General features: G+C 69.6%; 14 protein-coding genes. 1 reads left to right on the forward strand and 13 read right to left on the reverse strand.

Translation table 11 applies throughout. The annotated features are described in order from the left end of the window. Positions 1-14: 14 nt before the first annotated feature. The 6 genes from DFH01_RS05005 to DFH01_RS05030 all read right to left on the reverse strand — a co-directional run bounded on the left by DFH01_RS05005 (position 15) and on the right by DFH01_RS05030 (position 6,969). Entirely contained in the window at positions 15-1,178 is a 1,164-nt protein-coding gene (locus DFH01_RS05005) for a M24 family metallopeptidase (RefSeq protein ID WP_109869252.1), read from the reverse strand. Between the two features lie 170 nt (positions 1,179-1,348). Further along, complete coding sequence (locus DFH01_RS05010; RefSeq protein ID WP_158287614.1) at positions 1,349-2,329, reverse strand: Bug family tripartite tricarboxylate transporter substrate binding protein; 981 nt, start codon at positions 2,327-2,329, stop codon at positions 1,349-1,351. A 53-nt stretch (positions 2,330-2,382) separates the two neighbouring features. Further along, a complete protein-coding gene (locus DFH01_RS05015) occupies positions 2,383-3,510 on the reverse strand; it encodes an acyltransferase family protein (protein ID WP_109869254.1) in 1,128 nt (375 codons plus the stop codon). Continuing rightward, entirely contained in the window at positions 3,507-4,409 is a 903-nt protein-coding gene (locus DFH01_RS05020) for a glycosyltransferase family 2 protein (RefSeq protein WP_109869255.1), read from the reverse strand. The genes DFH01_RS05015 and DFH01_RS05020 overlap by 4 nt, the downstream gene beginning before the upstream one ends. After that, positions 4,406-5,527 (reverse strand): glycosyltransferase family 4 protein, encoded by a 1,122-nt coding sequence (locus DFH01_RS05025; RefSeq protein ID WP_109869256.1) that lies wholly within the window; start codon positions 5,525-5,527, stop codon positions 4,406-4,408. The genes DFH01_RS05020 and DFH01_RS05025 overlap by 4 nt, the downstream gene beginning before the upstream one ends. Then, positions 5,524-6,969 (reverse strand): B12-binding domain-containing radical SAM protein, encoded by a 1,446-nt coding sequence (locus DFH01_RS05030; RefSeq protein ID WP_158287615.1) that lies wholly within the window; start codon positions 6,967-6,969, stop codon positions 5,524-5,526. Before DFH01_RS05030 ends, DFH01_RS05025 begins: the two co-directional genes overlap by 4 nt. Before the next feature lie 108 nt (positions 6,970-7,077). Between DFH01_RS05030 and DFH01_RS05035 the strand changes: the two genes are divergently transcribed. Beyond that, entirely contained in the window at positions 7,078-7,629 is a 552-nt protein-coding gene (locus tag DFH01_RS05035) for a YdcF family protein (protein WP_109869258.1), read from the forward strand. A gap of 60 nt (positions 7,630-7,689) precedes the next feature. On the opposite strand, the gene DFH01_RS05040 is transcribed toward DFH01_RS05035, so the two are convergent. The 7 genes from DFH01_RS05040 to DFH01_RS05070 all read right to left on the reverse strand — a co-directional run bounded on the left by DFH01_RS05040 (position 7,690) and on the right by DFH01_RS05070 (position 13,170). After that, positions 7,690-8,511, reverse strand: a complete 822-nt coding sequence (locus DFH01_RS05040; protein WP_109869259.1) for an EcsC family protein — start codon at positions 8,509-8,511, stop codon at positions 7,690-7,692. A gap of 31 nt (positions 8,512-8,542) precedes the next feature. After that, positions 8,543-8,935: a type II toxin-antitoxin system death-on-curing family toxin gene (locus DFH01_RS05045; RefSeq protein WP_109869260.1), complete on the reverse strand. Its 393-nt coding sequence runs from the start codon at positions 8,933-8,935 to the stop codon at positions 8,543-8,545. A gap of 4 nt (positions 8,936-8,939) precedes the next feature. Further along, the gene (locus tag DFH01_RS05050; RefSeq protein WP_199231129.1) at positions 8,940-9,155 is read right to left on the reverse strand and encodes an AbrB/MazE/SpoVT family DNA-binding domain-containing protein; all 216 of its coding nucleotides are present in this window, start codon (positions 9,153-9,155) and stop codon (positions 8,940-8,942) included. A gap of 119 nt (positions 9,156-9,274) precedes the next feature. Beyond that, entirely contained in the window at positions 9,275-10,603 is a 1,329-nt protein-coding gene (hslU, locus tag DFH01_RS05055; RefSeq protein WP_109869262.1) for an ATP-dependent protease ATPase subunit HslU, read from the reverse strand. Further along, positions 10,600-11,169, reverse strand: coding sequence for an ATP-dependent protease subunit HslV (hslV, locus tag DFH01_RS05060; protein ID WP_109869263.1), 570 nt, complete (start codon positions 11,167-11,169; stop codon positions 10,600-10,602). Before hslV ends, hslU begins: the two co-directional genes overlap by 4 nt. Positions 11,170-11,238: 69 nt before the next feature. Beyond that, positions 11,239-11,922 carry a PEP-CTERM sorting domain-containing protein gene (locus DFH01_RS05065; protein ID WP_109869936.1) on the reverse strand — a complete coding sequence of 228 codons (684 nt, stop codon included), beginning with the start codon at positions 11,920-11,922 and terminating at the stop codon, positions 11,239-11,241. A 507-nt stretch (positions 11,923-12,429) separates the two neighbouring features. Further along, entirely contained in the window at positions 12,430-13,170 is a 741-nt protein-coding gene (locus DFH01_RS05070; protein WP_158287616.1) for a PEP-CTERM sorting domain-containing protein, read from the reverse strand. Between the last annotated feature and the right edge of the window lie 70 nt (positions 13,171-13,240).

Genomic DNA, 13,240 nt, shown 5'->3' on the forward strand with positions numbered 1-13,240 from the left:
CGCGGCCGCGCCCTTCAGGCCGTGACGACCAGCAGCTCCTGGAAGCCGTTGGTCAGCTTCTCGCCACCGCCGGGGCGGCAGACGATCACGTCCTCCACGCGGGCGCTGAAGGAGCGGTCCTGCAGGATCGAGGGCTCGACGGTGAACATCATGCCCTCCCGCAGAACCGAGTGGTCCGACTTCGTCAGGAAGGGCGGCTCGTGCACGTCCCAGCCGATGCCGTGGCCGAGCCGGTGGCGAAAGTTGGGGCCGTAGCCGGCATCCTCGACCACCTTGCGCGCGGTGGCGTCCACCTGCGCCGCCGTCGTGCCGACCTTCAGCGCGGCGATGCCGGCGGCCTGCGCCGCCATCACGGTCGCATGCACCTTGCGCTGCTCGGCGTCGGGCTCGCCGAAATGCACGGTGCGGCCGTAGTCGTAGCAGAGCCCGTCATGCGAAGCGCCGAAGTCGAACAGCACCGAGCAGGGCGGGTGGATCGGCCGCTTCCAGCTTTCAAGCCGGCGGCCCATCAGCAGCGGATGGTTCGGGCCGGTATTGTAGAGAGAGGTGGTGAAGGTCTGTCCGAGGCTGCCCTGGCGCTGCATCTGGTAGTTCACCTCGGCGATCGCATCGAGCTCGGTCATGCCGAACTTCAGGCGTTTCAGCGTCTCGGCGAAGGCGGCTTCGGTGCGGCGCCCGGCCTCCTTCATCGTGGCGATCTCCTCGGCCGACTTGATCACGCGCAGCGCGCGCAGGATGTCGGTCGCGGAGACGAAGACGGCGTCGGGCAGCAGCGCCTGGATATGCACCGCGCTCTCGCCATGCGCGCGGTCGCTGATCGCGATGCGCGGGCGGGCCGGCACGCCGAGGCTGGCGAAGATGTCGCGTGCGAGGGCGGCGGGATCATCGTGGTCGCCGAGGACGCGGATCTCGATGCCCTTGCTCTCGCCGCGTCCCTTGAATTCCGCCGTCATGCGCGGCAGCGCCAGGATCGGCGCATGCCCCGGCGTCAGCCAGGCGCCTTCCAGCCAGCCGCCGGGATGCAGCGTGGTGCCGTAGTTCGGAATGTCGCGCGGGATGCCCGCCAGATAGTGCAGGTCGGTCCCGAGCGGGATGAAGGCAAGATCCGCCTTACCCTTGAGCAGCTTCTGGAACGCCGGAAGACGATCAGCGGCAGTCGCGGTGGCGTGCATCGTCATGACCTACGAAAATGAGGACGGGCGGCCGCCAAAGGCGGCCGAGGCCGCGAATGCGGCCCGCGCGCCAACCGACCGCATGGCCCAGCGCGCCAGTGCGTCACGCCGGAGGCGTGCCTTCGGCACGACGCGCGCAAGCCAAGCCGCCGGAGGCGGCGCCGGCGTCTGAGGCGTCAAACCGGCGTCGCGCCGGAGGCGATGACCAGCGGGCGCCAGGTCTCGACCTCGCTGCGGACGAAGGCCTCCATCTCCGCGCCGAAGCGGTTGCCGGTGTCCACCGACCAGCCCTTGTAACGCTCGAGCACGGGGGGAAGCTGCTGCACCTCGCGGAAGACCTGCGCGACGCGGTCCTGGATTGGCTGCGGGGTGCCGGCAGGCAGCGCGATGCCGGCCCAGCCCTCGGCGACCAGGTCGCGGAAGCCGTGCTCGACGAAGGTGTGCATCTGCGGGAAGTCAGGCGCGCGTTCCGGCCCGGTGATGCCGATGCCCTTGATCTGGCCGTTGCGGATGAAGCCGACGGAGCTCGCGATGCCGTCGAGCGTCACCGGCACGACGCCAGCCATCGTGTCCGTCACCGCCTGGCCGCCGCCGCGATAGGGCACATGGGTCATGTCGATGTTGGCGGCCTGGGCGAAGCGCAGCATGAAGAGATGCGGCATGGAGCCGACGCCCGAGGTGGCATAGGCCATGCCCGGGCTGCGCCGCGCCGCGGCGGCCAGCTCGCCCGGGTTGGTGAAGTCCGTGCGGTTGTTGGCCATCAGCGCGTAGTAGCCGCGCTGGATCATCGCGACATGGGCGAAGCTGCGGATCGGATCCCAGTTGATCCGGCTCTGGTAGAGCGTCGCACCCACGGCGAAGGCGCTGACCACCGTCAGCAGCATGGTGTAGCCGTCCGGCGCCGCTTCCGCGCCGAGGCCCGTGCCGAGCGTGGCGCCGGCGCCGGGCCGGTTCTCGATGATGATCGGCTGGCCGAAGCGGGCGACCAGGTGATCGAGCAGCATCCGCGCGAGCGCGTCGGTGGAGCCGCCGGGCGCGAAGGGGATGATCAGCCGGATGGGCCGGTTGGGCCAAGGCGCCTGCGCCAGGGCCGGCACGGCAAGGGTTGCGGGCAGGGCTGCGAGCAGCGCACGCCGGCGCAGCGCGGTCGGTGGCATATGGTTCTGTTCCCCGGACGGTACGGCCATGTCACCACGCCGCGAGGCGGCGCTCAAGCATCCGATTTGGCCGCGATGCGGGCGGGGGCGGCAGCAGCGCCCAGGCGGCGGCCCCAGGCGATGCAGGGCGCCTCCACCAGGCGGTAGAGCAGGGCGGAGACGGCGAGCGTGCCCGCCACCGTCGCGGCCAGCAGGAGCAGGAAATACGGCCACTGCCCGAGCGCGGCGACGCCCATCGCGCCGAAGGCGCCCTTCATCAGCAGCAGCACGATCGTGTGGGAGAGATAGACCGAATAGGACCAGCGCCCGAGCGTCATCAGCGGCGTGGAGGTCAGCACGGCGTTGACCAGCGGCGCGCCGATGGAGGCGGGCTGCAGCGTGGCGAGGAAGACGGTGGTCCACACCACCACGGCCGGGTTGTGCGTGGTGAGATAGGCGAGCGCCATGCCGGCCGGCAGCAACAGCGGCCAGGCGGGCACGATGCGCTGGCGCCAGAACAGATAGCAGGCGATGCCGAGCGCGAATTCCGGGATGTGCCGCGGCAGGAAGCCTTGCGGGCCCGCCACCAGGAAATGCACCGCGCAGGCCGCGGCGATCGTGGCCAGTGCCACGATCCCGCCGCGCAGCAGCAGCCAGAGCAGCGCCGGCGCGATGACGTAGAACTGCCATTCGAGCGAGAGGCTCCAACCCTGGCTGAGAATGGCATAGTTGGAGTGCTTCAGCAGGCTCGGCGGCACCGTGGAATGCACCATGCCGAGATGCGCCAGCAGCTGTGCCGGCAGCTGGTCGAGGCTCGCGCGCGCGATGGCCACCAGGTAGTCGTTGTGCGGATGCGGGAAGGGCGCATCCCCGTAGACGCGGATCAGCATCGGCAGCAGCGCGGCCGAGACCAGCAGGCAGATCAGGTAGACCGGATAGAGCCGCAGCAGGCGGCGCTTGAGGAAGAGGCCGTATCCCTCGCGCGCGGTGTCGAGCAGGTAGAAGATGACGAAGCCGCTGACGATGATGAAGGCGTCCACCGCATGGGTGCCGACATAGATCACGCGGAACGGCCCGCGCCATGTCTCGCCGAGCCCCGCCGAGGTGACGACATGGCTGAACAGCACCCACATCGCGAGGATGCCGCGCAGACCCTCGATGGCGTGGATGCGCGGCAGCGGCGCGGCGGAGGAGGCGCTCATTTGAAGAAGCGCCGCACCTTCCACATCAGGTAGCTCAGATCCGTCACCGCGCGCTCCCGCGTCAGCCTTTCGTAGAGGCGGATCTTCTCCCCGGTGTAGGGCCAGTCGAGATGGCGCGCGATCGGGCCGTTCTCGAGATAGCCCATCGGGATGCCGAGCGAGTCCCAATGCGCGGAGGCGAGCGCGTCGTCGCCGCCGATATAGGTGGGGTAGAGCTCCTCATAGGGAACCGACTTGAAGAGCGGCGCGGGGCAGGCCCAGCACTGGTTGATGATGAAGTCCGAGAGCCCGACCAGCACCTGCTCCTCGAACTGGCGGTCGGGGCCGGCCTTGTCCTTGTTCGTCGCGGCGAAGGAGCAGCGCGGCGCCCCGCTGCGGTCGGAGGGGACGTGCAGGCGCAGCACGTCCGAGGCATGGCGGAAGCCGTGCTCCTCGCCGTTGATCACCCGCATGCTCAGCACCGCGTCGGGCCTGCCCTTCGCGAGCCGCACGGCGTGGAACGCCTTCTGGATGTGGACGAGGAAATTGCTGGAGAGGAACTCGATGTCGTTGTCGAGATAGACCACCAGCCCGTCGGCGGGGACCATGTCGCGGATCTGCCGCATGCCGCGGTTCTGGCCGACATTCTCCGGGTTGCGGTGCAGGCGCATGTTGGGCTGCGCCGCCGCCATCGCCTCAAGCATGTCGGCGACGCCATCGGTGCTGGCATTGTCCAGCACGAGCAGGTCGAAGGGCATGCCGGCGTGGCGGTAGATCGCCTGCAGCGCGCGCTCCGTCATCGCCTGCCGGTTCCAGCTGAGCATGGCGATGGTGACGCGGTCGAACACCTGCCAGGGATAGGTGGCGGCCGGGTCGTGCTGGAACAGCGCCGGGTTGAACTCCTCGCGGCGATCGGTCACGCGGCAGCCTCCACGCGCGCGAGAAGGGCGCGAAAGGCGCCCGGATAGTCGAAGCGATCGCGCTGCGCCGCGGCTTCGCGCGCGGCGTCGGACATGCGCGCGAGCAGGTCCGGCGCCTCGACCAGCGCCCGCACCGCGGCCGCCGCCGCGTCCGGGTCGTCGAAATCCACATGCAGCCCGTTCGTGCCATGCGCGACCAGGTCGGTCGCCGCGTTCATCCTGCCGGGTCCCTGCGCGAAGACCACCGGCACGGTGCCGCGGCGCATCGCCTCCTGCACCACCATGCCGAAGCTTTCGTAGCGGGAGGGATGCAGCAGCAGGCGCGCGCGGTCGATCCAGGGCGTGGGATCGCCGACGGCGCCGACCCACTCGATGCGGTCCGCCACGCCTTCCTGCTCCGCCAGGCGGCGCAGCGGCGCGGGATCGTCGCCTTCCCCGAGCAGGGCGAGATGCATGCCGGGCAGGCGGCGCAGCAGCGGCATCAGCGCGCGCAGGTTCTTCACCGGCGTGATTCGGCCGATGGCGACGAGATGCGTGGTGCGGTTCGCCGCCCGCGCCGGCTGCGCGACCGGGAAGACCGGGTTGAACACGTTCACCGGGCGGCCGGCGCAGCCGGCGAAGCGCTCCATCTCCCGCCGGTGCATCGCGCTGGCGACGATGATGGCGCCGGCCTGCCGCGCGAGGGCGCGTTCCAGCAGCGCGTACTGCGCCGCATACCACCAGGCGGTCGCGCCGGGAGAGCCGAACCATTCCTGCCGCGTGGTGCAGGAGAGGGAGAGATGCACGAGCCGCCGCGGGCGCAGCGCCTTCAGCGCCGGCGCGAAATGCGGATCCATCGCGATCACGATGTCGGCGCGGCGCACCAGAGCGGGATCCAGCGCCTTTTCCAGGTGGCGCGCCTTCATCCAGGGCTTGAGCCGCCAGCGCGCATCATGCGGCGGATCGAAGGGCGGGATCTGGTGTTCCTCGAAGGCGGCGCCGGTTGGCCGGTCGTCGCTGGCCACGACGATCTCGTGGTCGCGCGCGAGATCCTCGGTCAGCGCGCGCAGGATGCTGATGCCGCCCCCGACCGAGGCGAGCCCCTGGTTGTTGAGAAAAAGCAGGCGGCGCGCGGTCACGCCGCGGCGCGCAGGCCGAGCATGCGCTTCACCCGCATGCCCAGCCGCTCCATCAGGCTGTAGCGCAGGTCCCAGGAGAGCAGCTCCTTCGCGCGCTTCACCTCATCCTTGGTCATGTGCTTCGTCGGCATGACGGGGCGGGTGAAGCTGCCGAAATCCTCCCAGTCGATCGCGTCTGGATCGCCGAGCGCCATGCTCTCCTTCAGCTCCTTGTGCATCGGCGTGCCGGGATAGGGCATGAAGTAGGCGAGCTGGATGGAATCCGGCTTCACCTTGCGCAGCCAGCGGCCGGTATTGTGCACCGTCTCCCAGCTCTCGTCGGGCATGCCGACGATCAGGTGGGTGTGGCAGCGGATGCCGCGCGCCTTGGTCCAGCCGATCACCTTCTCGAACAGATCGAGCGATTGCGGCCCGTCGGATTTCGCCACGGCGCCGAACATCTCGGGGTCGCCGGATTCGAGGCCGTAGTGGATCTCCCGGCAGCCAGAGCGGTACATCAGGTCCAGCATCGCCTCGTCCACCACGTCGTAGCGCGTCTCGCACACCCAGCGGATGCCGAGGTCGCGGCGGATCAGTTCCTCGCACACCGCCGCGGCATGCTTGCGGTTGATGGTGAAGACCTGGTCGCGGAACAGGATCTGCTTCACGCCGTGCTCGCGCACCAGGCGTTCGATGTCGTCGCCGACCTTGGCGGGGCTGCGGTAGATGAGGCGGTTGCCGAAGCCGAAGGGGTAGGGGCAGTAGCCGCACTTGTACGGGCAGCCCTTCGTCGTGAAGACGGTCGCGTAGCGCATCTTCTCGCCGAAATAGTAGTCGCTCTCGTAGCGGCTGAAATCGAGCAGGTGGTAGGCGGGGAAGTCCACGAAATCGAGCGTCTTCATCGCCGTGCGGGAGGGCTGCGCGCGCAGCGCCGCGCCGTCCCAGGCGCTGCCGCCTTCGAGCGCCGACACATCCTCGCCCGCGACCAGCTTTGCGACGTTGCGGCCGGTGAGCAGCTCCTCCGCCTCCTCCATGACGAAGTCGGCATGGCCTTCGCGCAGGATGCGGTCCTTGAACCACTTGGCGGTGGGGCCGAGCAGGATCACGCGAAGCCCGGGCGCGGCGGCGCGGGCGGCGCCGATCAGTTCCAGATCGGGCTCGAGCGAGGGGATGTTGACGACGGTGACGAGAACTTTCGGCTGGTCGGCCGCGATGCCGCGCAGGAAGGCGTCGCGGTCGAATGCGGCGGAGGCCTGGCCATCCACGTAGCGATAGGGCACGCCCTCCTGCTCCAGCACGCGGGCGACGTAGAGCAGGGTGGAGAAGGGGATGTCGTAGTAGCCGGGATCGTGGCCGGGCACGGTCCGGTCGCTGGCAAGCGAGGTGCCCATGCCGCCCGCCCATTCGCGGAAGACATTCCGCCGCGGCGGGCTCGGCAGCTGCATCAGACAGGCGGCGACCATGCGCATGCTTCCGGTGTCCGGCCTGGCCATCCAGGCGGAATTATCTGTAATTATTCTATCTTAAATTCCATGGATCGTCACGCGCCCTCAACGGGTTCAGAGTGCCGCATGGCGAGACGGGAGCCTTCGCGCGTGGCGCGCGGCGCGGCCGGGGCGGGTGTGCCGACCGTGGTGATCATGGGCGCCGCGGTGCTGCCCGGCGGGGTGCCGAGCCAGGCCCTGGCCGATCGCGTCGCGGCTGCGCATGCGTGGGGCGAGGCGCGGCCCCTGCCGCCGCGCTACATGCCAACCGGCGGCGTCGGCCGCCATCCGCCGGCGGAAAGCGCCGTGATGGCGCGGCTGCTGCGGGAGGCGGGCGTGGCGGCGGACCGGATCACCCAGGAGCCGACCGGGACGGACACGCTGTCTTCCGTGCTGGCCTGCGTGCGGCTGCTGCGGGGCGTGCCGGGTCCGGTCTTCGTGGCGACGCACCGCTACCACCTGCCGCGGACGCTGCTGCTGTTCCGGCTTGCCGGCGTGCCGGCGCGGCCCGTGCCGCCGCCGCCCGGCCCCGCTGCGCGCGCGAGCCTGGCACGCTGGCGCTGGCGCCTGCGGGAGATCCCGGCGCTGCCCTACGACGCCGCGCTGATGCTGTGGGCGCGCCTGACGCGCCGTGCCTGAGAATGCAGGGGTCCGGGGACGCTCAGCGTCCCCGGCGGAGCGCGAGGCGGAGCCTCGCCCCTATGCGTTGAAGCGCGCGTCCCTGGTTTCCTGGATGGCCTCGTAAGCGAGCTTCACCGGCTCCGCACCATAGGTCCGTTCCAGACGGCGCACCGTGAAGTGTCCCTGCCCCACGCCCCGGAAATGCTCGAGGAAGGCGAGGTTCACCGCCGCACCCGCCGCGGCGCCGATGATCGGCGCCGCCTGCGCGGACAGCTTCAGCGCGACGGGGCCGCCGAAGCGCGCCGCGATGGTGCCGAGGAAGCCCGGCAGCATCAGCCCCGCGACGCCCTTGCCGGCGACGGTCTTCAGCGCCTCGGCCAGCGCGATGCGGACGGCGAAGTAGCCGCTCTCGGCCGCGTCGTCGCGCGGGTCGCGGCCGCCGAGGGCGAAGACCTTGAGGCATTCGGCCGCGATCTCCGGCCGTTTCAGGTCCTCGCCGTTCTCGGCCGCGATGGCGGCGATCTGGCGGAGGAGAAGCGTGGTGGAGACGGGCAGCTCGACCAGCGTTCCCGGCAGGCCGAGCGCGCCGCCCGCGGCGCCGGAGGCGGCGGCCATGCCGCGGTGGAACCAGGAGGATTCGACCGGCAGCGGCGTGCGCGCGGGGTCGCTGCGCAGCGCGGCCTCCATCGCGGCGGAGAGGGCGCGGCGCACGGCGCCGTCCACCATGCCCTGTACCGGGCCGGGCAGCCGGTTCTTCAGCGCCTCCACCGGCTTGCCGACGAGCTGGGAGAGGCGCGCGGCGTAGGAGAGATCCTCGAGCTGCGCGACGGCGCGGCGGAGGTCGGCGAGCGCGGAAGCGGGCAGGGTGTTGCCCTCGGCGAGGGCGATGGCGGTGGACATGCGGCCTATATCGAAACGGCGGGCCGGGAGTTCACCCCCTGGCCGCAGCGTGGTGGCGGAGCCAGTCGGCGAATTCCTCCTCGGTCATGGCGCCGGCGGCGAGGTCGAGCATGGCGACGGTCGCCATGGCCGGCGGCGCGGTCAGCACCAGACCGTTGAGCATCAGGAAGACACCGGCCGCGGCGAAGGCCGCGCGCTTGTTGCCGTCCACGAAGGGGTGGTTCTGCGCGATGCCCTTGGCGTAGGCGGCGGCAAGGCGGCAGAGGTCCGTCTCCGCGTCGTAGGCGAAGCGGTTGAGCGGGCGGGCCAGCGCGCTGTCCAGCAAACCGTCGTCCCGCAGGCCGTCGGCGCCGCCGAACTGGCGCAGGCTCTCGCGGTGGAGAAGGAGCAGGGCCTCCTTCGCCAGCCAGCGCGGCGTGCTCATGGGATCACTTCGCCAGGGCGGCAAAAGTCTCCCGGTAGGTCTTCATGAGCTCGCGGCCGAGGCGCAGCTGTTCCTCCACGTCGGGCGAGACCGGCGTGAGGAGGAAACCGTCGGGCGTTTCGACCACCTGGACGGTGTCGCCCTCGGACAGGTTGTACTTGGCCAGCAATTCCTTCGGGAACACCACGCCCACCGAGTTGCCGACCGATCGCAGCCTCACGCTCGCCATGCATGTTTTCGGCCTAGCGGGCCGACTCCTGCCGTGTCAACAGCAGTTATAACGTGGGATCTTTCCCACATGCAATGGGATAATTCCCACCTTTGCTGAAGGACGGTCCGTCACAAAATGAACCGGCTCAGATCCGCGCTGGCGGCTAGCGGTGCCACGCGGTTGCGGACCATCGCGCCGTCCACCGTGATCGTCTCCCCGCCGCGGTCGCTGGCAGTGAACGAAATCTCGTCCAGCAGGCGTTCCATCACGGTTGCCAGGCGGCGGGCGCCGATGTTCTCGACGGTGGCGTTGATCTCGGCGGCGAGCTCGGCCAGCGCATCCACGGCATCGGGGGTGATGTCGAGCGTCACGCCCTCCGTCCCCATCAGCGCGACATACTGGCTGGTGAGGGAATGCTCCGGCTCGGTCAGGATGCGCCGGAAATCCTCCTGCGTCAGGGCCTTCAGCTCCACGCGGATCGGCAGGCGGCCCTGCAGTTCCGGCAGAAGGTCGCTGGGCTTGGCCATGTGGAAGGCGCCGGAGGCGATGAAGAGGATGTGGTCCGTCTTCACCGGCCCGTGCTTGGTGGTGACGGTCGTGCCCTCGATCAGGGGCAGCAGGTCGCGCTGCACGCCCTCCCGGCTGACGTCGCCGCCGCGGAAGCCGCCGCCTTCGCTGGTGCGGGCGCAGACCTTGTCGATCTCGTCGATGAAGACGATGCCGTTGTTCTCGGCGTTCGCCACCGCCTCGCGCGTCAGCTGCTCGTTGTCGAGCAGCTTGTCGGCCTCGTCCTTGGTCAGGGCGATGCGCGCCTCGGCGACGGACATCTTGCGCGGCTTGGTGCGGCCGCCGAACATCTTGCCGAGCATCTCCTGCATGTTCTGCATCTGGATGCCCTGCGCGCCGGGCAGGTCGATCATGCCGATCGGCATGCCGCCGCCGGCATCGGCCACCTGAACCTCGACCTCGCGGCCTTCAAGCTGGCCTTCGCGCAGCATGCGGCGGAACTTCATCTTCGTGTCGCCGGAGGCGCCCTCGCCCACCAGCGCGCCGACCAGGCGTTCCTCCGCGGCGAGTTCGGCCTTGGCCTGCACGTTCCTGCGCGCGATGTCGCGGGTCTGGGTGATGGAGGCCTCCACCAGGTCGCGGACGATGCTTTCCACGTCGCGGCCGACATAGCCGACCTCGGTGAACTTCGTGGCCTCCACCTTCAGGAAGGGCGCGTTGGCGAGCTTCGCCAGGCGGCGGGCGATCTCGGTCTTGCCGCAGCCGGTCGGGCCGATCATCAGGATGTTCTTCGGCACCACCTCCTCGCGAAGGCCGGGCGCCAGCTGCTGGCGGCGCCAGCGGTTGCGCAGCGCGATGGCAACGGCGCGCTTGGCCTCGTTCTGTCCGACGATGTGGCGGTCGAGCTCGGAGACGATCTCGCGCGGGCTCAGGTTGATCGACTCGCTCACGCTTCCAGGCTTTCGAGAATGATGTTGCCGTTGGTGTAGACGCAGATCTCGCCGGCGATCTTCATGGCGCGGCGGCAGATCTCCTCGGCGGCCAAGCCCTCCACCGGCAGCAGCGCGCGGGCCGCGGCCAGCGCGTAGTTGCCGCCGGAGCCGATGCCGATCACCGCATCCTCCGGCTCCAGCACGTCGCCCTGGCCGGTGAGCAGCAGGGAGCGCTTGGCGTCGGCGACGGCGAGCAGCGCCTCCAGCCGGCGCAGGTAGCGGTCGGTGCGCCAGTCCTTGGCGAGTTCGACGCAGGCGCGTTCGAGCTGGTCGGGGAAGCGCTCAAGCTTCGCCTCCAGGCGTTCGAGCAGGGTGAAGGCGTCGGCGGTGGCCCCGGCGAAGCCGGCGAGGACGCGGCCATTGGCGATGCGCCGCACCTTGCGCGCATTGCCCTTCACCACGGTCTGGCCGAGCGAGACCTGGCCGTCGCCGGCCATGGCGACGCGCCCGTCCTTGCGGACGCAGAGGATGGTTGTGCCGTGCCAGCCGGCGGGATCGTGGGAGGAGGAACTCATGCCGCGCATGTGGCGCGGCGACGGGCCGGCGGCAAGCCGGTGCGCCGCCCCGCCCGATGGCGGGGCAGCCTTCGCCGTTCAGCCGCGGCGGGACACCCGGCGGACCAGGCCGAGGCCGATCAGGCCCATGCCGAACAGGGAGAGCGTCAGCGGCTCCGGGACCGCGGTGGAACGGTCGACGTCGTAGCGGACCGTCAGCAGGGCACCGGCCTCGTTGAAGCGCCCGGGCGTGTAGGTGCCATTCGTAACGGTGCTCGTCGGGCTGATCAGTCCGTTGTCCCGATCGATGCTGAGGTTGAAGATCACGTTCCCCGGCCCCGTGAAGAAGGCGAGGATCGCCGGAGCGACATAGGTGTCCGAGACGGTGCCGGTGCTGCTCACGGGGTCGGAGGTGCGGTTGGTGCCCCTCGGCACGGTCACGGACACCGGCGTGTCCACGCTGAGGACGGGCAGCGAGGTGGTGTCGAAGCTCAGCGCGAAATTGGCGCCCAGCGTCGAGGTATAGGTGACCGAGCCGGTCGGGCCGTTGTTGTTGCGCGCGATGCGCAGGGTGCCACCGGAAGTACCTTCAAGTTCCACCTCGACGGCGAGGAGGGTGCCCCAGCTCGGCGAGAACTTCTGGATCGACAGGGTCGTATCCGTGCCGGGCGGACCCGGCAGCGCCGTCAGCGGGTATTCCGCCGTCCTCGTGATCGTCGCGGCCTGTGCCACCGTCGCGGAGACGACGAACGCACAGACGGCGAACCCTGACGCGAGACGCATACCTGTCTCCAATCCAACCCCGGCCGGAGGCGCGGGGCAAACGTGAACGCTCTCGATGCAACTCTTAAGCAAGCAACGTGCCGTTGGCAAATTCTATTTCACAACAAGCTCTTGGCGCCATCGATGCAGGAGGACCTGCTGCGAGTTGTAAAGAATTCCGACAGATACGCTGCCGAGCGCCTGTCGCCTGCTGTGAGTCTAGACTCAGGCCTCTGAGGCTTGTGTGGGAAAATGAGATAAGTCCGATTAGTGGGACGCAATCCTGCGCGCCATCGGTGGAACCAGCTTGCTCACAAAGCCTCGAAGCACCGGCATCCGGGCAGAGCGAGGCCGGTGCGGTCCTGCAATCGGAAGTTGATCTTGGCGGCGGGTGAGGGCCCGATGAGGCGCCTTGGGCGATCGGGATGCGCGCGGCCTGCCAGGAAAGGGAAGCCGCACCTGTAAGCTGTCCCGACAGGTGCCTGCCGGGACGGGACTACCGATGGGTCGGTAAGGAAGGCCCCGTTTTCAGGAATGCGGCCGGATGCCGCATCCCGGCGTGCCGGCCGAGCGTCGCCGCACGGCCGAGAGCGCCGCCAGCCCGAGGCCAAACAGCGCCAGCGCCATCGGCTCCGGCACGGTGGTGACCGGGATCAGGTCCGAGGTCACCTCGAACTCGGCGATGTCGAAGCCGTCATAGGTGTCGAGCACCACGCCGCCGGGCGGCACCTGCGGCACATCCACCAGGCGGATGGAGTTGTAGGTGCCGCTGACGACCGTGAAGTTGAAGGTCGGGTTCGTACCGGCCGGGGCGCCGCCGTTCACATAGGCCGTCGAGATGATGGCGCCATTGACGCCCGACCAACCGGCAGTGTTCGGGAGATGGCCGTTGCGCATCGTGCCGACCTGCACCCACCCGGTCCCGTTGTTGCCGAGGAAGACGTTGGCGCTCTCGGGGAAGCCGGCGGTGCCGCCGGTCAGCTCGATCGTCTGGCCGGCGGAAATGAAGCGGCCTGTCGGCGGGGAGATGAGGAGGTCGATGCTGCCGCCGCGGCCGAGCGAGAGGATCGACGTCAGGTTGTTGTCGAACATGTTGCTGATGATCGAGCGGCTCGGCGCCACGGTGAGCGACGTGCCGCGCGGACCCTGGACCAAGGTGATCGCGGCGAATTCGGCGATGGTGTCGTGCACGATCGGCGAGGCCTGCGCCGGCAGGGTGACCGCAACAGCGCCAGCGACCAGGGCCGCGGCAAGGATCGGGCGAGCCATCGAAGTCTCCATCCAGCGAGGCGGGCCTCCCGGCACACCGCGTCACGCCATTCATGTCATTGCGCGGCGC

Origin of the sequence: Falsiroseomonas bella (assembly GCF_003173615.1) — a bacterium.
GTDB classification, from domain to species: domain Bacteria; phylum Pseudomonadota; class Alphaproteobacteria; order Acetobacterales; family Acetobacteraceae; genus Falsiroseomonas; species Falsiroseomonas bella.